The organism is Hymenobacter duratus (assembly GCF_014698995.1).
Lineage (GTDB): Bacteria > Bacteroidota > Bacteroidia > Cytophagales > Hymenobacteraceae > Hymenobacter > Hymenobacter duratus.
The window spans coordinates 313,443-335,930 of sequence record NZ_JACWZZ010000002.1 but is presented as its reverse complement, the minus strand read 5'-3'; the positions used below and the strand labels follow the sequence as shown (position 1 = coordinate 335,930).

The 22,488-nt window shown below is 60.4% G+C and carries 15 protein-coding genes; 13 read left to right on the top strand and 2 right to left on the bottom strand.

Going from position 1 to position 22,488, the window contains the following annotated elements; all coding sequences use genetic code 11:
• Nucleotide 1 precedes the first annotated feature (1 nt).
• Both IC231_RS09320 and IC231_RS09315 read left to right on the top strand, forming a co-directional pair.
• A complete protein-coding gene (locus IC231_RS09320) occupies nucleotides 2-430 on the top strand; it encodes a BLUF domain-containing protein (RefSeq protein ID WP_190784258.1) in 429 nt (142 codons plus the stop codon).
• Nucleotides 431-439: 9 nt separating this feature from the next.
• On the top strand, nucleotides 440-1,246 hold the full coding sequence (locus IC231_RS09315; protein WP_190784257.1) for a class I SAM-dependent methyltransferase: 807 nt from the start codon (nucleotides 440-442) through the stop codon (nucleotides 1,244-1,246).
• A gap of 2 nt (nucleotides 1,247-1,248) precedes the next feature.
• Here the strand turns inward: IC231_RS09315 and pncA are convergent, their stop codons facing one another.
• Entirely contained in the window at nucleotides 1,249-1,860 is a 612-nt protein-coding gene (gene pncA / locus IC231_RS09310; RefSeq protein ID WP_190784256.1) for a bifunctional nicotinamidase/pyrazinamidase, read from the bottom strand.
• Nucleotides 1,861-2,235: 375 nt separating this feature from the next.
• On the opposite strand from pncA, the gene IC231_RS09305 reads away from it, so the two are divergent.
• A complete protein-coding gene (locus IC231_RS09305; RefSeq protein ID WP_190784255.1) occupies nucleotides 2,236-4,575 on the top strand; it encodes a glycosyl hydrolase family 28 protein in 2,340 nt (779 codons plus the stop codon).
• 272 nt (nucleotides 4,576-4,847) lie between these two features.
• A complete protein-coding gene (locus IC231_RS09300) occupies nucleotides 4,848-6,779 on the top strand; it encodes a DUF4350 domain-containing protein (RefSeq protein ID WP_190784254.1) in 1,932 nt (643 codons plus the stop codon).
• A gap of 92 nt (nucleotides 6,780-6,871) precedes the next feature.
• On the opposite strand, the gene IC231_RS09295 is transcribed toward IC231_RS09300, so the two are convergent.
• A complete protein-coding gene (locus IC231_RS09295; RefSeq protein WP_190784253.1) occupies nucleotides 6,872-7,921 on the bottom strand; it encodes a LacI family DNA-binding transcriptional regulator in 1,050 nt (349 codons plus the stop codon).
• Nucleotides 7,922-8,224: 303 nt separating this feature from the next.
• Here IC231_RS09295 and kduD point away from each other — a divergent pair, with 303 nt between their 5' ends.
• The 9 genes from kduD (at nucleotide 8,225) to uxaC (ending at nucleotide 22,484) form a co-directional block, all read left to right on the top strand.
• A complete protein-coding gene (kduD, locus tag IC231_RS09290) occupies nucleotides 8,225-8,995 on the top strand; it encodes a 2-dehydro-3-deoxy-D-gluconate 5-dehydrogenase KduD (protein ID WP_190784252.1) in 771 nt (256 codons plus the stop codon).
• A 36-nt stretch (nucleotides 8,996-9,031) separates the two neighbouring features.
• Nucleotides 9,032-9,862: a 5-dehydro-4-deoxy-D-glucuronate isomerase gene (gene kduI, locus IC231_RS09285; RefSeq protein WP_190784251.1), complete on the top strand. Its 831-nt coding sequence runs from the start codon at nucleotides 9,032-9,034 to the stop codon at nucleotides 9,860-9,862.
• A 43-nt stretch (nucleotides 9,863-9,905) separates the two neighbouring features.
• On the top strand, nucleotides 9,906-13,160 hold the full coding sequence (locus tag IC231_RS09280) for a SusC/RagA family TonB-linked outer membrane protein (protein ID WP_190784250.1): 3,255 nt from the start codon (nucleotides 9,906-9,908) through the stop codon (nucleotides 13,158-13,160).
• A gap of 19 nt (nucleotides 13,161-13,179) precedes the next feature.
• Entirely contained in the window at nucleotides 13,180-15,048 is a 1,869-nt protein-coding gene (locus IC231_RS09275) for a RagB/SusD family nutrient uptake outer membrane protein (RefSeq protein WP_190784249.1), read from the top strand.
• A 15-nt stretch (nucleotides 15,049-15,063) separates the two neighbouring features.
• A complete protein-coding gene (locus tag IC231_RS09270; RefSeq protein WP_190784248.1) occupies nucleotides 15,064-15,405 on the top strand; it encodes a cupin domain-containing protein in 342 nt (113 codons plus the stop codon).
• Between the two features lie 71 nt (nucleotides 15,406-15,476).
• Nucleotides 15,477-17,597, top strand: a complete 2,121-nt coding sequence (gene pelA, locus IC231_RS20025) for a pectate lyase (RefSeq protein ID WP_211538969.1) — start codon at nucleotides 15,477-15,479, stop codon at nucleotides 17,595-17,597.
• Nucleotides 17,598-17,605: 8 nt separating this feature from the next.
• Nucleotides 17,606-19,129 (top strand): tagaturonate reductase, encoded by a 1,524-nt coding sequence (locus IC231_RS09255; protein ID WP_190784247.1) that lies wholly within the window; start codon nucleotides 17,606-17,608, stop codon nucleotides 19,127-19,129.
• 106 nt (nucleotides 19,130-19,235) lie between these two features.
• Entirely contained in the window at nucleotides 19,236-20,888 is a 1,653-nt protein-coding gene (locus tag IC231_RS09250; protein ID WP_190784246.1) for a UxaA family hydrolase, read from the top strand.
• 159 nt (nucleotides 20,889-21,047) lie between these two features.
• Nucleotides 21,048-22,484 carry a glucuronate isomerase gene (gene uxaC / locus IC231_RS09245; RefSeq protein ID WP_190784245.1) on the top strand — a complete coding sequence of 479 codons (1,437 nt, stop codon included), beginning with the start codon at nucleotides 21,048-21,050 and terminating at the stop codon, nucleotides 22,482-22,484.
• The last annotated feature ends 4 nt before the right edge of the window (nucleotides 22,485-22,488 follow it).

The window sequence follows — 22,488 nt, the reverse complement described above, 5'->3', positions numbered from 1 at the left end:
TATGTATCGTATTGTGTACCTCAGCTCGGCGGTGGCAGACATGGATGATGCTGCCCTGAGGTCCTTACTGCTGCATTCGCGCCGCCGAAACGAGGAACGCAACATCACGGGGCTGCTGCTTTTCAGCGCAGGCAATATTTTGCAGGTACTCGAGGGCAAGCAGGAAACCGTGCAGGCGCTGTTCGACACCATTGCCCGGGACTGCCGGCATAGCCACCTCTACAAGCTCGCCGATGGTCCGGTGGCCAGCCAGGCGTTTCCCGAATGGTCGATGGGATTTGCCACGGCTTCTGCCGCCGACTTTGCACAGCTGGCCGGCTATCAGGACCCGGCCAGCCCCGATTTTCTGGCGGCCCGGCCGCAGCGCATGGACCAGCCCTTCTTTGAGCTGCTGAAAGAATTCGCCACGACCCCCGAAACACCTGTCTGAAACCGGTATATGCCCGACTATCCTGCCAACTACGCTGCCCTGAACCGGAGCCTCTGGAATGCCAAAACCGAGTACCATGTGCAGTCAGAATTCTACAACGTGCCTGGCTTTCTGGCGGGTGAATCTTCGCTGAACAACATTGAGATGGAGCTGTTGGGCGACATCAGCGGGCAGCACATCCTGCATCTGCAGTGTCATTTCGGGCAGGATTCCATGTCGTTGAGCCGGATGGGCGCGCACGTAACAGGCGTAGACCTATCGGATAAAGCTATAGATACAGCCCGCCGGCTGGCAACACAGCTCGGCCTAGACACCCGGTTTATCTGCTCCGATGTGTATGCCTTGCCGGAACATTTGCAGCAGCAATTCGATGTCGTGTTCACGACGTATGGCGTGCTGGGCTGGCTGCCCGATATGGACCGCTGGGCCGCCGTAGTAGCCCATTTCCTGAAGCCCGGCGGCCGGCTGGTGCTGGTCGAGTTTCACCCGGTAGTCTGGATGTTTGACGCCAATTTCACCCGCGTGGAGTACTCTTACTTCAACCGCGAAACCATTACGGAAACCGAAACCGGCACTTACGCCGACCGCACCGCGCCCATACAAACCACCTCCGTATCCTGGAATCATAGCCTGGGCGAGGTGCTGGGTGCTTTGCTCAAACAGGGACTGGAAATTGAGCAATTCGAGGAGTATGATTACTCGCCCTACAACTGCTTTGCCGAGCTGGAACAAACCGGCGAACGGCAGTACCGGCTCCGACACCTGCCTGGCAAGCTCCCGATGGTGTACTCTGTAGTGGCTCAGAAACGGTCCTGATGCTACCGGACTACTTCCGCTACGGTCACGAATTGGGCACCGCGCTGCAACAGGTCGGTGCGGGCCTGCTGGTAGCCGTCGGCACTAATGGCACGGGCAGCATCCTCGACGAAGCACACCTCGAAACCTTCCTGTAAAGCGTCTTTGGCAGAGAAATACACGCAATAGTCGGCGGCAAGACCGGCCAGATACACCTGCGTCACGCCGCGCCCCCGCAGGTAGTCAGCCAGGCCGGTGCTTTTGCGGTGGCCGTTGTCGAAAAATCCGCTGTAGGAATCTATTGCGGGGTTGGTGCCTTTACGGAAAATGGCCTCAATGCGGTGCTGGTCCAAAGCGGCGTGGAAGTCGGCGCCGGGTGTGCCCTGCACGCAGTGGTCGGGCCAGAGGGTTTGGGGCAGGCCGTGCAGCTCGGTCTGCTCGAAGGGCTTGCGGCCCGGGTGGCTGCTGGCGAAGCTTCCGTGGCCAGCCGGGTGCCAGTCTTGGGTAGCTACCACCAGCCCGAAATGCAGCTGCAGCCGGTTTACCGACGGAATAATGGTGTCGCCACCGGCCACTGCCAGTGCTCCACCAGGCACAAAATCGTTTTGAATATCAATTAGAAGCAGCGCCTTCATCAGCTAGCATTGGATAACGTGTGAAACAAAGCATCAGGCCGCAAAGATGAGTCACTTTGCTCAGATACTGTTGCGGCGCAGAAGCAGATGAGTAGAGTGCAATTTCGGTGAGTAAGAGCCTCATCAACCCGTAACTTAAAAAGAGCCTTTTGCTGGCAGAAAATGCATTTGCCAACTCAATCCGGGCCCTGGTAATGGGGGCATGGCAACGTTCCCGATAACGATTGCACAAAAATTGCGGCTGGATGGTGCAGCGTCAGCCAACTATTCGGTTAACCTTAACAACCAGTCTACTGCCCTTGGTGGCAGCAGCTTCCCGGAATACTGCTTTTCTGGAAGCCACTTATCGTGCCGCCTCCTGCCATTCCCACCCGTATGAAACAGCTCTGTGTTGTATTCCTGGCCGTGCTGCTGCTGGCCTTCCGCCCAGCTGCCGACAGCCGCAAGCCTACCATCTTCCTCGTTGGCGACTCCACCATGTCTGACAAGCCGCTGGACAAGGCTGAGCGTGGCTGGGGCATGTATTTCAAACAGTATTTTGAGGATGGCGTGGTCGTGCAAAACCACGCCATGAACGGCCGCAGCACCCGCAACTTCCGCCACGAAGGCCGCTGGGCCAAAGTGCTGGAGCAGCTGAAGCCTGGCGACTGGGTGCTGATTCAGTTCGGCCACAACGATTCTAAGAAAGAAGACACCGCCCGCTACGCTGCGCCTCAGACCGCCTACCGCCAGAATCTGACCCGCTACGTGCAGGAAGCTCGTGCCAAGGGGGCCAACCCGGTACTGCTGACGCCTGTTGGACGCCGATACTTTGATGAGGCTGGCAAGCGCAAGGATGACCACGGCGAGTATCCCGGAGTGGTGAAGGAGGTAGCTAAAACCCAGAAAGTACCCCTGATTGATCTGCACGAAACCAGCTGGGCCATGTACAGCCAGCTCGGCGACGCAGGCACCAAGCCGCTGTTCTGGAGCTACCAGAACGGCGCCAACAACACTAAGCTCGATAACACCCATTTCTCGGCCTATGGTGCGGAGCGGGTGGCACAACTGGTAGCGCAGGATGTCAAGAAGCTCAACCTGGGCCTTGCCGCCAACCTGAAGCCGTTGGCTTTCGCTGGCAAGTATGCCTTCGACCTGCCGGTGGTGCTGCAGCCCTACTTCAATAAGGACACGTTCAACATCGTGAAGTATGGCGCGGTAGCGGATGGACAGACGCTCAATACCGAAGCCTTCCGCAAAGCCATTGACGCCTGCAGCCAGAAAGGCGGGGTGGTGCTGGTGCCACGCGGCCTGTGGCTCACGGGGCCCATTCAGCTGAAAAGCAACGTGAACCTGCACGTGCAGCGCGGCGCGCTGGTGCAGTTCAGCAGCAACCTCGCCGACTATCAACTGCTCAAAACCAACTGGGAAGGGGAAGACGCCGTGCGCAATCAGTCGCCGATTTACGGCTACGACCTCGAAAACATTGCCATTACCGGCGAAGGCACCTTTGATGGGGCCGGTGACGCGTGGCGCATGGTGAAGAAGGAGAAGCTGAACCCAGGTCAGTGGCAGAAGCTGGTGAAATCGGGTGGGGTGGTAGATGAGAAAGGCACGACCTGGTACCCCACGGCCGGCTCATTCAAAGGCTCTACGCTCAACAAGCCCTGGACCCTGACCGCCGGTCAGGAGCCGGACTTCAGCAAGTTTGCCGAGTTCAAAGATTTCCTGCGGCCGAATATGCTGAGTCTGCAGCGCTGCAAGCAGATTCTGCTCGAAGACTTTACCATCCAAAATTCTCCGGCCTGGACCATCCACCCGCTGCTCTGCGACAACATCACGCTGCGCAACGTGACGGCCCGCAACCCGTGGTATGGCCAAAATACTGATGCTCTCGACCTGGAATCGTGCCGCAACGGCCTGGTGGAAGGCTGCACGTTTGACGTCGGCGACGACGGTATCTGCATCAAATCGGGCCGCGACGCGGAGGGCCGCAAGCGCGGCGTGCCTACTGAAAACTTCATCATCCGCGACACGAAAGTGTACCACGCCCACGGCGGCTTCGTGATTGGCTCGGAAATGTCGGGCGGCGCCCGCAACCTGTACGTGAGCAACTGCACCTTTATGGGCACCGATGTAGGCCTGCGCTTCAAGACGGCCCGCGGCCGGGGCGGCGTGGTCGAGAACATCTTCGTGGACGGCGTGGACATGACCGACATTGCCGGCGAGGCCATTCTGTTCGATATGTACTACGCCGCCAAAGACCCAGTGCAGGTGAACGGCGAAGCCTATGGCATCCCCGAAATTAAGGCCGAACCGTTGGGAGAAGGCACTCCGCAGTTCAAGAATTTCCGCATCACCAACGTAACGTGCAAGGGCGCTAATACCGGCATTCTGGTGCGTGGCCTGCCCGAAATGGCAGTGCAGAACGTCGAAATTGAAAATACGGTGCTGGAGTGCAACAAAGGCATGGTGTGCCAGGAAGCTGACGGCATCCGTCTGAAAAACGTGACCCTGCTCTCCAACGAAACCAAGCCCGTGCTGGAAGTCCAGAACAGCCGCAACATCAGCTTCGATAACCTGCGCTACACACCCGGTGCCGAGCTGCTGCTGCGCGTAACCGGCGCCCGCAGCAAAGCCGTGGTACTGCGCAACACCGATACCAAATCCGCTAAAAAAGGCGTGGAAATGGGCGAGAAGGTGGCCAAAAAAACGGTGACGGTAAGCAAGCTATAACTAACAAAATAGAACGTCACTCCGAGCTTGCCGAGGAATCTCGCGTGCTGACGTTGCTTAACTAATCGTCATGCTGAGCTTGCCGAAGCATCTCTACCGCTTTGCCTGAACGATTCACTAGCCCAGGGTTTAAACCCTGGGCTATGGAGCGGTTGTCATTCCAAATACCAGCACGCGAGATTCCTCGCAGGCTCGGAATGACGTTCAGGTGAAGCGGTAGAGATGCTTCGGCAAGCTCAGCATAACGTTCAAGAGAACAAAACTTCCCATCCATGTCCTTCCGCCCCTTCCTGCTTTCCTGCTTACTCGCTGCCTCGCTGTCTGCCCAGGCCCAAACTGCGCCAGCCGCCGCCCGGCCTATGTCGCAGCGCATGACCGATGCGTTTATCAGCTGGCATCCGGATTCAATCCTGATTGGCAACCGCAAAACGGCCCGCTGGGACTATGAGCAGGGCCTGATGCTGAAGGCGTTGGAGCGGGTGTGGCAGCGCACCGGCGACGCGCGCTACTTCACCTACATCCAGAAGGACCTCGACCAGTTTGTGCAGAAGGACGGCACCATCCGCACCTACAAGCTCGAAGACTACAACCTCGACAACCTGACCACTGGCCACGTGCTGCTCACGCTGGGCCAGATGTCGGTGCCGCAGGCTGAGAAGTACCAGAAAGCCGCGCAGCTGTTGCGTAAGCAGCTCGATGGGCAGCCGCGCACCAACGCGGGCGGCTTCTGGCACAAGAAAATCTACACCAACCAGATGTGGCTCGACGGGCTGTACATGGCTGAGCCATTCTACGCCGAGTACAGCCAGGTTTTCAACCAGCCCGCTGGTTTCGATGACGTGGCCAAGCAGTTCGCGCTGATTGAGAAGAACCTCGTGGACCCCAAAACCGGCCTGCTATATCACGGCTACGACGAGAGCCGGGAGCAGCAGTGGGCCAACAAAACCACCGGCCAGAGCCCCAACTTCTGGGACCGGGGCATGGGCTGGTATGCCATGGCGCTGGTAGATGTGCTGGACTATTTCCCGCAGAACCACCCGCAACGCCCTATGCTGGTGAAAGCAGCGCAACGCCTCGCGCCGGTGCTGGCCAAGTACCAAGACGCCAAAACCGGCACCTGGTCGTTGGTCGTGGACCAGGCTTCGCGCAAAGGCAATTATGCCGAGGCTTCGGGCAGCAGCATGTTCGTGTATTTCCTGCAGAAGGGCGCGCGCATGGGCTACCTCGATAAAAAGTACGCTGATGTGGCCCGCAAAGGCTACGACGGTCTGCTGAAGACCTTCGTGGCCGAAGAAAGCGGCGCGCTGGCCTTCAACGGCACGGTGAGCGTGGGCGGGCTGGGCGGCAAGCCCTACCGCGACGGCAGCTTCGAGTATTACCTCTCCGAGCCGCTGCGCAAAAACGACCTGAAAGGAGTGGGGCCGTTCATTCTGGCCAGCATCGAAATGGAGGTAGCCGCCGAAAGCCGCCTCGGCAACGGCAAAACCGTGGCCGTTGACAACTATTTCAACCATGAGCTGCGCCAAAGCAAGCTCAGCGGCCAGCAGGAAGCCTGGCACTACACCTGGAACGACCGGACGCACGGCGGCTTCTACTTCTGGGGCCAGCAGTTCCGCGACCTGGGCGCTAAAACCACCACCATTGGCACGGCCCCCACGGCTGCCTCGCTGAAAGGCGTGGACGTCTACATCATCGTCGACCCCGACACTAAAAAGGAAACCGCAAAGCCCAACTTCGTACAGCCCGCCGACGTGCAGGCCCTCACGAAATGGGTGAAAGACGGCGGCACGCTGGTACTGATGGCCAACGACACGAGCAACTGCGAAATTCCGCGCTTCAACACGCTGGCTGCGGCCTTCGGCATGCAGTTCAAGCCACTCAATCTGAATATGGTGAAGGGCAGTGAGTTCGAGCAGGGCCGCGTGACAATTCCGGCCGGGACGCCGGTATTCAAAACCTCGAAATCGGCCTACATCAAGGAACTGGCGCCGCTAGATTTGAAAGCGCCGGCCACGCCGCTCGTGAAGATGGGAGAGCACACCGTCATTGCGACGGCCAAAGTAGGCAAGGGCACCGTGTTTGCCGTGGGCGACCCGTGGCTCTACAACGAATATGTGGATGGGCGCAAGATTCCGGCTTCGTTCGAGAACTTCAGCGCCGCCAAAGACATAGCGACTTGGCTGCTGCAACAGTCAGGCCGCTAAACAAAGCGCGCTTCGCTGCCAATAAGGCCCAGAGAGTGAATGGGCCCGGCTGCGAAGCGCGTTTTTTGTGAAGGATAGTCAGCGCGGAAAGGCTAGGTGTGCGCGACGCTCAGGGGCTGCTGCTGCCCGGCCAGTCGGGTAGAGGCGCGCACAATCAGCTCAGTCGGAATCTTAACCGTTTCGATGGGCAGCGCCCGGTGTTTGCGCTCAATCAGGTCGATGAGCCGCTCGGCCGCTACCTGCCCGATTTCGGTGGCCGGCTGCACCACCGTGCTAAGCGACGGGTCTAGCAGGTCAGCCACGTTGAGGTTGGTGAAGCCAATCAGCGACACGTCTTCTGGTATCTGCAGCTTGCGCTGGCGCAGGGCCTGCAGGCAGCCCACGGCTAGCCGGTCAGAAGCCGTGAAGAAGGCATCGGGCGGCGACTCCAGGTGCATCAAATCGTCTACCATCGGCCCCACTTCATCGGGCCCGAAGGTGCCGTAGCGCACCAGCGTTTCGTCGAATTCCAGGCCGTATTTCTCCAGCGCCGCACGGTAGCCGGCCAGCCGTTCGCGCGTGATGCTGAGCCAGGGCTGAATGGTGAGGTGCGCAATGCGCCGCCGGCCCGACTGAATCAGGTGCTCGGTGGCCGAAAAGGCCCCGCCGAAGTTGTCGGCTACTATCTGCGTGGCTTCCAGCTCCGGCGAAACCCGGTCGAAGAGTACCAGCGGCACGTTCTTGTCCTGCATTTCCTGCAGATGCGTCACGTCGGAGGTTTCGCTGGAAAGCGAAATCAGTAGCCCGTCTACCTTCCGCGACAGTGCCTGCTGCACGTTGGCTACTTCCCGCTCATACGATTCCTGGCTCTGGAAAATGATGACATGATAGCCCCGGTTGTAGGCAATGGCCTCGATACCGTTGATGGCCTGCGAAAAGAAATAGTTGGCAATCTGGGGCACTATCACCCCGATGGCGCGGCTGGCGCTGCCTTTCAGGCTCAGGGCAATGGGGTTGGGGCGGTAATTAAGCCGCTCGGCGCACTCCATCACCAGGCGCTTGGTTTCGGGGTTTATTTCATAAGAGCCCCGCAGTGCGCGCGATACGGTAGAGGTGGAAATGTTCAGCTCGCGGGCAATGTCTTTTATCGTGAAAGTTTCCAACGGGTGGGTGCTTTAGCGGGTGGGTGAGGGCTGACTTACCAAAATGCAACAACCGCAAACGGCGGGACAGGCGGGGTTCCGGGGCTGAAAATAGAAATAGCTGGTCGATTTCACTTCAATCCAATTTTTCGGGTGTGCCAACCGGCGCGTTGGCAACGTTCCCGACAACGTTTGCACGAATAAACATTGTGCTATTCTTCCGATTGGGCCCCGTAACGCATAACCTTATAAGAGTGGAAGATGGCTGCGGTGTAGGAAAGATACACTGGCATTCTCCGAAAAGTTTATAAACCCACCTGTTGCATGAGTATATCTTCCGCCTTTGACCTGACCGGTAAAGTTGCCCTGGTTACGGGCTGCAACCGCGGAATCGGGCAGGGTATGGCCCTGGGCCTGGCCGCGGCCGGCGCCGACATCATCGGCGTATCGGCCTCGCTGGCCCTGCACGGCTCCGACACCGAGCAGCAGGTGCGGGCACTGGGCCGCCAGTTCACGGCCTACCAGGCCGACTTCAGCCAGCGCGGCGCCGTTGATGCCTTTTTAGAAAAGGTGCAGCAGGATTTTCCGCGCATCGACATTCTGATTAACAACGCTGGCACCATCAAGCGCGCTCCGGCCGCCGAGCACTCCGACGAACTTTGGGACGAGGTGCTGCATATCAACCTGGATGCGCCCTTCCGCATTGCCCGTGCTATTGGTGGGCGTATGCTCACGCAGGGCAGCGGCAAAATCATTTTCACCGCTTCGCTACTCACGTTTCAGGGCGGTATCAACGTGCCGGGCTACGCGGCCAGTAAAGGTGCCATCGGTTCGCTGGTGAAGGCGCTGGCCAACGAATGGGCCGGCCGCGGCGTCAACGTCAACGCCATTGCGCCCGGCTACATTGCCACCGACAACACGGAGGCGCTGCGCCAAGACCCCGAGCGCAGCCAGAGCATTCTGGGCCGCATTCCGGCCGGCCGCTGGGGCACGCCCGAAGACTTCCAGGGACCCACGGTTTTTCTGGCTTCTTCCGCCTCCGATTACGTGCACGGCACCATCCTCACCGTCGATGGCGGCTGGATGGGCCGCTAGCTTTTTCACCTCTACCTCCCTTTTCTCTTGCTCCAGATGAACCAACGATATGCCATCGGGCCGCGCGAAACAGCGGCAATGAACACGCAGCAGCTACGGGAAAATTTCCTGATAGAAGACCTGTTTGTGCCCGGTGAAATCGAGTTGGTGTACACGCACTACGACCGGATGATGGTGGGCGGCGTGGTGCCCACCACCGGCGCCATTGCGCTGCCGAATCCGGAGAACCTGAAAGCTGAGTTTTTTCTGGAGCGCCGGGAGCTGGGCATCCTCAACATCGGTAGCGCCGGCACCGTGACGGTGGATGGCACGGCGTATGAGCTGGGCCGCCAGGACTGCCTGTACGTGGGCAAAGGCGCGAAAGAGGTCAGCTTTGCCAGCACTGATGCCGCGCAGCCTGCTAAGTTCTACCTGCTTTCTACGCCGGCTCACGCCACGCATCCTACCACTCGCCTGAGCCAGGCCGAGGCCACGCCCGTGACGCTGGGCGAACTGGAAACCGCCAATCAGCGCACGATCTACAAGTACATCTACGCCGAGGGCATCCAGAGTTGCCAGCTGGTGATGGGCCTCACGCAGCTGCACGCCGGCAGCGTGTGGAACACCATGCCCGCGCACACCCACGACCGGCGCATGGAAGCTTACCTCTACTTCGACATGCCGCAGGGCCAGCGCGTGCTGCACCTGATGGGCCAGCCCCAGGAAACCCGCCACCTGTGGGTGGGCGAGGGGCAGGCCATTCTCTCCCCGCCGTGGTCCATTCACTCGGGCTGCGGCACGGCCGGCTACACCTTCATCTGGGGCATGGGCGGCGAAAACCGCGAGTACACCGACATGGACCCGGCCCCGATTGACCAGCTGCGCTAGGTCTGCACCTTCCTGAATCTTCACACACAAATTCCCACACATCATGAAAAGAAAACTACTGTTGCTCGCGCCGCTCATGGTGTGTGCAGCTGCCCCCGCCTGGGCGCAACAGCGCCGCGTGCAGGGTGTCGTGAAATCAGACAAGGGCGAAGCACTACCCGGGGTAACGGTGGTGGTAAAAGGCACCACCAATGGCGCCTCTACCGATGGCGACGGCCGCTTCAGCCTGTCCCTGCCCGAGGGCAGCAACGCTACGCTCAGCGTAAGCTACATCGGCTACGTGTCGCAGGATGTGGCAGTGGGTAGCAAAACGGACCTCAATATCACCCTCAACGAAGACAGCAAAGTTCTCGACGACGTGGTGGTAATCGGCTACCAGGCCGTGCCGCGCCGCGACGTAACGGGCTCCGTGTCGTCGGTGAACTCGCAGCAGATCAAAGACATTCCGGTTAACTCAGCGGCAGAAGCTCTGACCGGCCGTTTGGCCGGTGTGCAGCTGACATCGGCGGAAGGAACGCCTGGCAACCAGAATGTGCAGGTGCGCGTGCGGGGTGGTGGTTCCATCACCCAGGACAACTCGCCGCTGTACGTAGTTGACGGTATCCAGATTGAAAACGCGCTGGGCGTTATTGCCCCGCAGGACATTGCCTCGGTCGATGTGCTAAAGGATGCGTCGGCAACGGCCATTTACGGTGCACGCGGTGCCAACGGCGTGGTTATCATCACCACCAAAAAAGGCATTGAAGGCCGCACGGTCGTGAGCTATAATGGCTTTGCTGGTTTCCGCCGCATTGCCAAAAAGCTGAACGTACTCAAGCCCGAGGACTACCTCAACCTGCAGTATGAGCGGGCATTTGTGGCGGGCGCCACGGGCACCGGCGGCCTGAACAACTTCAGGAGCCTGTTTGGCAGCAGCAACTACAACAGCGACACGCTGGTGAATGCACGCAATGCGCCGTTCATCGACTGGCAGGACGAGGTGTTTGGCCGGGATGCTTTCCAGCAGACGCACAACGTGTCGGTTGCGGGCGGGGTGAAAGGCACCACGTATTCGCTGAGCCTGACGCGCAACAAGGAAGATGGTATCCAGCGCGGCTCCGACTACGACCGGAAGCTGGTAAACTTCCGGTTTGATACCAAGGCCACCGAGCGGTTCCGGGTGGGGCTGAACCTGCGCTTCAACGACCAGACGACCAACGGCGCGGGCACTTCCACGACCGGCTCAAACACGACGTCGCGCCTGCGCAACTCGGTGCAGTACCAGCCGCTGCAGGTGCCGCGCCTCTCGGGTGCCGTGCTCGACCCGAACACGTTCGACGACGAGTTTTTCACCATCTCCACGCTGGTAAGCCCCGTGCTGGCCATCGACAGCGAGTACCGCCGCGACAAGCGCCAGACGTTCAACATCGGGGGCACGGTGGCCTTCGACATTCTGAAGAACCTGACGTTCCGCTCCACCGCCGGCTTCGACATTACCAACCAGAATCTGGGCACGTTCAACGGCCGCTATTCGCCGCTGCTGCGCCAGCCAGCCGGTAACTACCAGAACCTGCCGACTGCCTCCATCCGGACGGGTGCTCAGAACACGCTGAACAACTCCAACGTGCTGGACTACAACCTCAAAACCGGGCTGCACTCCATTGGTGTGCTGGTAGGGGAGGAGATATACCAGCAGACCAACAACATCCAGTACATCCAGACCAACTTCCTGCCGCTGGATATTACGGCGGAGCGGGCGCTGGCCAACATCAATCAGGGTGTGCTGCCAGCCGGCCAGACCAGCCAGCCGGTATTGCCCCAGACCGATATCGAGCAGGACTACCGCTTGCTCTCGGGCTTCGGCCGCCTTACCTACTCCTACGACGACCGGTACCTGTTTACGGGTACGTTCCGGGCCGACGGCTCCTCGAAGTATGAGCCCGGCAACCGCTGGGGCTACTTCCCCGGCGCTTCGGTGGCGTGGCGCATCTCGCGCGAAGATTTCTTCAAGTCTGTGTCGGTGGTGAATGACCTGAAGCTGCGCCTGAGCCTGGGCCAGGCCGGCAACAACCGCATCGGCGACTTCCTGGGCAAGCAGCTTTACTCGGCCGGTAGCGCCCCGTACTCGCTCAACCACTCCATCGTGCTGGGCTCGGCCGCCACGCGCCTGGCCAACAAGGACCTGAAGTGGGAAACCACCACGTCCCGCAACATTGGTATTGACTTAGCGCTGCTCGAAAACCGGATTCAGTTCACGGCCGACGCCTACTACAACACCACCAGCGACCTGCTTATCAACCGGACCATTCCGGCGTTCCTGGGCTACACCACCCAGACGCAGAACATCGGCTCGACGTCGAACAAAGGCCTGGAACTGCAGCTGACGGGCAACATCGTCAACAACGAGAACTTCACCTGGACCGCCACGGCCAACGCCTCCTTCAACCGGGGCCGCATCGAGAGCCTGGGCGAAAACCTGGCGGAGCTGCCCGGCCTGTCGTCGGGCTGGGCCGGCACGGCCCTCACCCGCGACTATGTGGCGCGAGTAGGCCAGCCAGTAGGCCAGATGTACGGCTACGTAACCGATGGCTACTACACCGCCGACGACTTCGAGAGCTACAACGCTACCTCGCAGCGCTGGGTGCTGAAGTCGGGACGGCTGCTGGCCGGCACCCCCGACGGACTGGCTGCTCAGCCGGGCCTGCTCAAGCTAAAGGACATGAACGGGGATGGCCTGATCAACGACCAGGACCAGACGGTTATCGGGGATGCTAACCCGAAAGTGGTGGGCGGTCTGAACCAGCAATTTACCTACAAAGGATTTGATGCCAGCATCTTCCTGAACTTCGTGCTGGGCAACGACATCTACAACGCCAACAAAGTAGAATTCACGACCAATACGGCCAACACCGTGTTCAGCAACGTGCTGGACGACATGGCCTCGCGCTACCGCATTGTGGAAGCCGACGGGGCGCCCATCACGACGCTGGACCGCCTGCGCGAAGTGAACCAGGGGGCCAACATCTGGCGCCCGACCAGCAACTACTTCCTGCATTCGTGGGCTATTGAAGATGGCTCGTTCCTGCGCATCAACAACCTGACGCTGGGCTACACCGTGCCCAAGACGCTCACGACGCGCGCCAAAATCAACAACCTGCGCTTCTACGTGACGGCCAACAACGTGTACACGTTCACGAAGTACACCGGCTACGACCCGGAGGTGAACACCCGCCGTGCCACGCCCCTAACGCCCGGCGTAGACTACGCCGCCTACCCACGTAGCCGCGCGTTTCTGGTTGGCGTGAACCTTTCTCTCTAATTCCCACTCGCTCCGTATCATGAAACCTATCCTCTTTTTCCGGACCGCGCTGGCAGCCGGCGCCCTGGTGGGTGCCGCCGGACTGGTCACTTCCTGCAAAGACTACCTCGACGTGGAGCCCCTGGCGCTCAACACCACCGAGTATACCTTCAGCACCCTTGCCGGCTCCACGGCCGCCGTTATTGGTGCCTACGACCCACTGTCGGGCGACCAGAGCTATGGTACCCGCGTCAGCATGTATTTTCCCTACGATTCCGACGAAATGATTGGGTCGGCTGGGGCCGCTGACGGGGGCCGCCGCAGCATTGCGCGCTACAAAGCTCTTTCGACAAACAGCGAAATCACCAACCCCTGGAACACGCTGTACCAGGGGGTAGAGCGCAGCAACATCTGCATCCAGCAGATTCCGTTGTCGCCGGTGTATAACGGCGGCAGCGCGGCCGATACGGCTGCTATGCACCGCCTGCACGGCGAGGCCCTGACGTTGCGCGCGCAGTATTATTTTGAGTTGGTGCGCAACTGGGGCGATGTGCCGGCCCAGTTCACGCCGTCGGTTTCGGGCCAGGATTTCAACCTGCCCAACGCAGACCGCAATGCCACGCTGGCCCGGCTGGTGGATGACCTGGCGCTTGCCCAGAAGCTGGTGCCGTGGCGCAGCCGGGCCGGTGCCGCCAGTGAGCGAATCACGAAAGGTGCCGTGAAAGCCCTGCGGGCCCGGATTGCGCTGTTTCGCGGCGGTTATTCGCTGAAAGGCAGCCAGATGACCCGCCCCACCGACTACCTCGACTACTACCGCATTGCGCGGCAGGAATGCATGGAGCTGATGGCGCGCCCCAGCGAGCATAGCCTGAACCCGAGCTTCCTGGAGGTGTTCAAGAGCATCAACGAGCAACGTTCGGAAAGTGCCAACGAAATCATTTTCCAGGTTGGCATGACCGGCTCCACGGCGGTGTCGGACAGCAAGCTGGGCTACTACAACGGCCCGCGCCTGCAGAATGCGTCCGGCATTTATGGCTCCACGCAGGGTGCCGTAACGGTCGTGCCCACGTACTTCTACGCTTTCGACTCGACGGATACCCGTCGGGACGTGACCATCACGACCTACGGCATTGCCAGCACCAGCAACTTCCAGTCGGGGGTGGCGCTTGGCTCCATCACCGATGGCAAGTTCCGCCGCGACTGGCACAGCCCGCCGCTCACGGGTAGCAGCAACTATCTGGGCTACAACTGGCCTATCATCCGCTTCGCTGATGTGCTGCTCATGTTTGCTGAAACCGAAAACGAGCTGAATGGCCCCACGGCTGTTGCCCAGGAGGCCCTGCTGCGGGTCCGGACCCGGGCCTTCGCCGGCAACCAGCCCCGCGCCCAGGCCACCCTGACGCAGGCCGGCTTCAGCCTGTCGAGCAAAGCCAGCTTCTTTGATGCGCTTGTAAACGAGCGGTATCTGGAGTTTGGCAGCGAAGCCATCCGCAAATACGATTTGCTGCGCTGGAACCTGTTTGCCACCAAGCTGGCCGAAGTGAAAGCCAACATCGAGAAGCTGGCCAAAGGCGAAGCTCCGTACCAGAATGTGCCGCTGTACATGTACTACCGCACGCCGGCCGCCGGCAACGTGCAGTGGACCCGCTCGTTCTACCGCCCTTCGCCCACGCCCAACACGGCCCCAACCGGCACGGTACGCGTGAACTGGCGCCAGGGAATTGATGCCGCGTACGTTGCGAATACCCGGCCAGCAGGCGCCACCTACACGCTCGGTACCACCAGCGCCACCAGTACCGCCACGGGCCTGGCCGCCGAGTACGTACCGGGCCAGGGCAAAGAGCTACTGCCAATTCCGCAGAGCACCTTGGTAGCCGACCCGGCCCTGGTGCAGAACTTCGGCTACTAACTCCAGTCGCTGCATATGCTCCTCGCTTCAAACCGCCTGTTTCTGGAAGATGACGCCCAACCCTGGGAAACCGTGGGTGCAGGTGTGCGCCGCAAGGTGCTGACCTACGACAGCCAGCTGATGCTGGTGCAGGTAGAGTTTGAGGCGGGGAGCATCGGGGCGCCGCACCGGCATGTGCATACCCAGATGACGCACATCGTCAGCGGCATATTCAATGTCACCATCGATGGTGTGATGCGGGTACTGCAGGCCGGTGACACCTTTCATGCGCCCTCCAACGTGGTGCACGGGGTGGTATGCGTGGAAAAAGGCGTTCTGCTGGACGCCTTCAGCCCCATGCGGGAAGATTTTGTGTAGGCGTAGTGGGAGGTACTAATCATATGAAAACAGTGAGAAAACTACTGCTCCTGCTGGCGGGAATAGGGGGGATGGGGATCTTTTCAGCCCGGGCTCAGCAGGTGACGGTGGCAGCGGATGGTTCGGGGGAGTTCCGGACCATCCAGGCTGCTCTCAACAGCTTGCCCAACGAGGCCGCCAAGCCGCGCACGGTGTACATCAAGAATGGCACCTACCGCGAGAAGGTGATGCTCGATGGCAAGCAGAAAATCACGCTCAAGGGCCAGAGCGAAAAGGGTGTGGTGCTGACCTATGCCCAGGCCCGCGACGAGTGGCGCTGTGACCCGGTAGCCGGCCAGGATGACTGGGGCGTGGCTACGCTCAACATGCGCAACTCGCCGGATATCACGCTCGAAAACCTCACCATCATCAACAGCTACGGCTTCGAGGCGAAGGGTGATGTGGAAATACCCTGCGCCACAGCCGCAAACGGCAAACGCACCATCGGCAAAAACGGCCACCAGATGGCGCTGCGCACGATGCCGGGCACTACCCGCCTGACGGTAAAGCACTGCACCCTGCGGGCCTTCGGTGGCGACACCGTGAGCCCCTGGGACGTGGATGCCGGCCTGTACTACTTCAAAGACTGCACCCTGGAAGGCGGCGTGGATTTCTACTGCCCCCGGGGCTGGGCCTTCGCCGAAAACTGCCGCTTCATCTGCCACAACACGTCGGCGGCCATCTGGCACGACGGCTCCGGCAACCAGGAATCGAAAACGGTGCTCAAAAACTGCTCGTTCGAGGGCGACGCCGGCTACAAGCTGGGCCGCTTTCACCGGGAAGCGCAGTTCTATCTGGTGAACTGCAACTTCTCGCGCGACATGGCCGACGCCGACATCTACTGGGCCAATTCGGGCCCGGGCGCGAAGCAGTGGGGCCGGCGCGTGTACTACCAGAACTGCCACCGCAAAGGCGGCGACTATGCTTGGCACAAAAACAACCTGAGCACGGCGGCCGGAGCGCCCAAAGCTTCCGGCATCACAGCCGACTGGACGTTTGGCGGGCGCTGGTTTCCGGTATCGGGCAAGCCTGCCACGGTGGTCCTGCCCGCGTATGACCCTACGGCGAAGGACCGGTATTCCACGCTGCCCCAGACTCAGGCTTCCACGGTGCCGATGGCCGCCGCAACGGCAGTTGCCGGGGCCACAGCACCCGTAGCCATCGACAGCGTGGCTGAGCGGATGCTGCTGTATCAGCGGAGCGTGGGCGGCTGGCCCAAAGCCCTGGACGACGTGAAAGTGAAGTACGACCACCCGCTGACGACTGCCGAGCGGGCAGCGGCCCGTAAGGTCCCCGCCAAGTCCGACGCCACCATCGACAACGACGCCACCACCCGCGAAATCCGGTATCTAGCCAAGGCCTACAAAGCCACGCAGAATCCTGCCTACAAGGCCGCGGCCGAGAGAGGCATCCGCTACCTGCTGGCAATGCAGTATCCCAACGGCGGTTTTCCGCAGTACTACCCCGATGAGAGTGGCTACCGCCACCAGATTACCTACAACGACAACGCCATGGTGAAGGCCCTGCAGGTTCTGCGCGACCTGAGCCGCCGCACCAACGACCTCGACGCCCTGGACGCCAGCCTGACGGCACCGGCTGCCAAGGCCGTGGACCTGGGCATTGCGTGCATGCTGAAAACGCAGTATGTGCAGCGCGGCAAACTCACGGCCTGGTGCGCTCAGCACGACGAGAAAACGTTGTTGCCGGCCAAAGCCCGCGCCTTCGAGCTGGCTTCGCTCAGCGGCATGGAAACCGTCGGCATCGTCCGGTTCCTGATGGACACCGACAATCCTTCGCCGGAAATCCGGAAATCCGTGGAGGCAGCCGTGGCTTGGCTGGAGGCCGTGAAGCTGAGCGGCTACACGGTGAAGGACCAGCCCGACCCCAAGCAGCCGAAGGGCTTCGACCGGGTAATCGTGCCGGAAGCCGGCTCCACCATCTGGGCCCGTTTCTATGACCTGACTACCAACCAGCCAATTTACGTGGGCCGCGAATCCAAGCCAATGTCCCGGTTGGCCGACATTGAGTATGAGCGCCGCACAGGCTATGCCTACGCCGGTGTATGGCCCGAAAAGCTCCTGAGCCGCGAGTATCCGCGCTGGCAGCAAAAATGGAACAAAACCGCCAGCCCCGCGCCGGGCAGCATAAAGTAAGACACGTTATGTCGCATCTATCCCAACAACTGCTAGCTCAGGCCACCGCTACTGCTTCCGTAGCGCTGCCTCAGCCGGCGCATTTCCAGCTACCGGAGAAGGTGCTGCAGTTCGGCACAGGCGTGCTGCTGCGCGGCCTGCCCGACTACCTCATCGACAAAGCCAACCGCCAGGGCATTTTCAACGGCCGCATCGTGGTGGTGAAATCCACGGATGGCGGCGACATTGACGCGTTTCGCCGCCAGGATGGCCTGTATACGCTCAGCATCCGCGGCATCGAAGCGGGCCGCGAAGTAGAAGAAATCGTGGTGTGCTCAGCCATCAGCCGGGTGCTGTCGGCCAAAAGCCAGTGGGACGAAATTATGGCCTGCGCCGCCAATCCGGAGCTGCAGGTGGTTATTTCCAACACCACCGAGGTTGGCATTCAGCTTACCTCCGACGATATCTGCCAAAGCCCGCCGCAGTCGTTTCCGGGCAAGCTGCTGGCGTTTCTGCTGGCCCGCTATCAGGCCTTCGAGGGCGCCAAAGACAAGGGCTTGGTGATAGTACCTACCGAGCTGATTCCGGACAATGGCACCAAGCTGGAAGGAATTCTGCTGGAGCTGGCCCACCGCAATGCCCTCGAGGTTGATTTTATCGATTGGCTGGAAAGCGCCAACCAGGTCTGCAACTCGCTCGTGGACCGCATCGTGCCCGGCCGCCCCGACGCCGCCACCCAGGCCGCCCTGGCCAGCCAGCTGGGCTACCAGGATGACCTGCTGACGATGTCGGAGGTATACACGCTCTGGGCCATTGAGGGCGACGAGCGGGTAAAGCAGATTCTGAGCTTCGAGCAGGCAGATGCCGGCGTGATTGTGCAGCCGGATATCAACCTCTTCCGCGAGCTGAAGCTGCGCCTGCTGAATGGCACGCACACACTGAGCTGCGCGCTGGCCTTTCTGGCGGGCTTCCCAACCGTGCGCGAGGCTATGGAGGATGAGAATATGGCCGGCTTCATTCAGCACCTGATGCTGACCGACCTGCTCCCTGGTATTCCCTACGCTGTAGACGAAGCAGTAGGGCAGCGTTTTGGGATGCAGGTGCTCGACCGGTTCCGCAACCCCGCCATCGAGCACCGGTGGCTGTCCATCAGCATGAACTACACCATGAAAATGCAGATGCGCAACGTGGCCACGCTGCTGCATTACTACAAACAGCAGCAGGCAGTACCGCACTACATGGCGCTGGGCTTTGCCGCCTACCTGCTCTTTATGCGCGGTACGCACCAGCAGGGCGACGTATGGTACGGGGAGGCTCTGGGAGGACAATACCCAATTCAGGATGAGAAGGCCGGGTACTTTGCGGAGCTGTGGAACCGTTTGGAGCCAGCCGCGCTGGTTCGGACGGTGCTGCACAACCAGAACCTCTGGGGCCACGATTTGTCGGCGTTGCCGGGCTTCGCCGATAGTGTGAGCCGCTACCTGGAAAACATGCTGGAATACGGCGTGCATGCCACGCTGGTACGAGCCATGAACAGAACTGTCAGCGTGTAGCCTGCCTGGGTCGCGCAAACACCAGCGTTGTGCCAGAGAGTGCAGGACACTCGAACCGTATTCGGAGCCTAGCTTCCGGCCAAGAAAGTAGACAACACCCCAAGCCATGAAACATCTGGTAGCCAAAATTCATCCGCAGGACAACGTGCTGGTAGCCCTTGCGGACCTGCCTGCTGGTACCCCCGTGACGTGGGAAGGCACCACCGTAACAACCACCGAGAAAATTCCGGCCAAGCACAAGCTGGCGCTGCAGTTTCTGGCCCCCGGCGACCCGGTACACATGTATGGTGTGTTGGTAGGCAAAGCCAACGACGCTATTGGAGTAGGCGGGCTGCTGACTACCAGCAACATCCGGCACGCCACCGACAGTTACGACGAGCACCACCAGCACCGCACCGATTGGGCCGCTCCTAGCGTGGACAAGTGGCAGGACCGCACTTTCATGGGTTTTCATCGTGCCGATGGGAGCGTAGGCACGGCCAACTACTGGCTGGTGATTCCGCTGGTGTTCTGCGAAAACCGCAACATTCAGGTGCTGGAAGAAGCCCTCGTGAATGACCTTGGCTACGCCCGCCGCAAATCCTACCAGCCTCAGACGCAGGAACTGATTTCGTTGATGCAGGCTGGCAAGTCGGTGGAAGAAATTCTGGCCACCGACCTGCACTCCGCCGAAAACGGCCACCAGAAGCCTAAGCTGTTTCCGAACGTGGATGGCATCCGGTTCCTGCAGCACGAAGGCGGCTGCGGCGGCATCCGGCAGGATGCCCAAACGCTCTGCGGCCTGCTGGCTGGCTACATTACGCACCCCAATGTGGCTGGTGCTACGGTGCTCAGCCTCGGTTGCCAGAACGCGCAGGTGAGCATGCTGCAGGACGAAATCGACAAGCGCAGCCCCAACTTCAGCAAACCCCTGTTTGTGCTTGAGCAGCAGAAGCTGGGCACCGAGGAAACCCTCATCAGCATGGCGTTGCGCCAGACCTTTGCCGGCCTGATGCAAGCCAACCAGCAAACCCGCCAGCCGGCCCCGCTCAGCAAGCTGTGCATCGGGCTGGAGTGCGGTGGCTCCGACGGCTTCTCCGGCATCTCCGCCAACCCTGCTGTGGGTCACGTTTCGGATATGCTGGTGGCACTGGGCGGTTCGGTTATTTTGGCTGAGTTTCCGGAGTTGTGTGGCGTTGAGCAGGAACTGGTAGACCGCAGCGTGGATACGGCCACCGCCGAGCGGTTCAGCTTCCTGATGAAGGCCTACGGCGACAGTGCCATTGCTGTCGGCTCCGGCTTCGATATGAACCCTTCGCCCGGCAACATCCGCGACGGTCTGATTACGGACGCCATGAAATCGGCTGGGGCGGCGCGCAAAGGCGGCTCCTCGCCCGTGGTAGCCGTGCTCGACTACCCGGAGCCTGTCACGAAGCCGGGCCTCAACCTGCTCTGCACCCCCGGCAACGACGTGGAATCTACCACGGCCGAAGTAGGGTCGGGTGCCAACGTAGTGCTCTTCACAACCGGCCTCGGCACGCCCACCGGCAACCCCATTGCGCCCGTGGTAAAAATTGCCACTAACACGGCGCTGGCCAAGCGCATGCCCGACATCATTGATGTGAACACCGGCACCGTTATCGACGGTGAGGAAACCATTGAACAGGCTGGGGAACGGATTCTGGATTACGTCATCCGAGTCGCCAGCGGTGAGGAAGTAGCCGCCGTACGCCACGGCCAAACGGACTTTATTCCGTGGAAGCGCGGCGTGAGCCTGTAAGCCCGGAATCATTTCCGTAGCCCACCTACCGCAAGCGTTTCCATGAACAGAGCCGCCCAGCAACGGAAAACGGCCGGAAGCTGCTCCTGTCTGAATACCTTTAGCCACCCACCACCCACCCGATTCTGAGGGTACCGCCCGTCATAATTCCCTTTGATTATGAAGCCTTTCCTGAACGAAGATTTTCTTCTGCAGACCGCAACGGCCCAGCAACTCTACCACGAGTATGCCGCGGCCATGCCCATCATCGACTACCACAACCACCTGCTGCCCGACCAAATTGCCGGCGACAAGCAGTTCGACAATATCACCCAGATTTGGCTCTACGGCGACCATTACAAGTGGCGCGCCATGCGGGCCAACGGCATCCCGGAACGCTACATCACCGGCGACGCCTCCGACTGGGAGAAGTTTGAGAAGTGGGCCGAAACCGTGCCTCAGACGGTGCGCAACCCGCTCTACCACTGGACGCACCTGGAACTACAGCGCTACTTCGGCATCACAGAGCTACTGAATGCCGGTAGTGCCCGCCGCATTTATGACCAGTGCAACGAGAAGCTGCGCATGCCGGAGTACTCGGTGCAAAACCTGCTGCGCCGCATGAAGGTGGAAACGCTCTGCACGACTGATGATCCGGCCGATTCGCTGGAACATCACCGCGCGCTGGCCGCCAGTGGTTTTGAGGTGCGCGTGCTGCCTACGTTCCGTCCTGATAAGGCTATGGCCGTAGAGGACGCTGCTAGCTTCAATCAGTACCTCGATAAGCTCGGCGAAGCCGCCGCCGTAGAAATCCGCACGTTCTACGACCTGCAAACGGCCCTGCGCCTGCGCCATGACTACTTCGCCGCCCTTGGCTGCCGCCTCTCTGACCACGGCCTGGAGCAGATTTACGCCGCCGACTACACCGAGTCGGATTGCAACGACATTTTCGCTAAAATCCGGAGTGGCGAGGAGCTGACTGCCGATGAGGTGCTGCGCTTCAAATCGGCTATGCTGGTGCTGCTGGCTGAAATGGACTGGGAGAAAGGCTGGACCCAGCAGTTTCATTTGGGTGCGCTACGCAACAACAACGCCCGCATGCTGCGCCAGCTCGGCCCCGATACTGGCTGGGACTCCATCGGCGACTTCCCGCAGGGCCGCGCCCTGTCCAAGTTCCTCAACCGCCTCGACGAGCAGGACAAGCTGGCCAAAACCATCATCTACAACCTGAATCCAGCTGACAACGAGCTGATTGCCACTATGATTGGCAACTTCAACGACGGCTCCGTGGCCGGCAAGGTGCAGTTCGGCTCCGGCTGGTGGTTTCTGGATCAGAAGGACGGCATGGAGAAACAAATCAATGCGCTGAGCAACATGGGCCTGTTGAGCCGCTTTGTGGGCATGCTCACTGACTCGCGCAGCTTTCTTTCGTACCCGCGCCACGAGTATTTCCGCCGCGTGCTCTGCAACCTCTTCGGCAACGATGTAGAGAACGGCGAACTGCCGGCCGACATGGAAGGGCTGGGCACCATCATTCAGAACATCTGCCACGGCAACGCCAAACAGTACTTCGGTTTTGAGGCGGTAGCAAAGCCCGCCGAAGCCGCCACGGTATAGCACA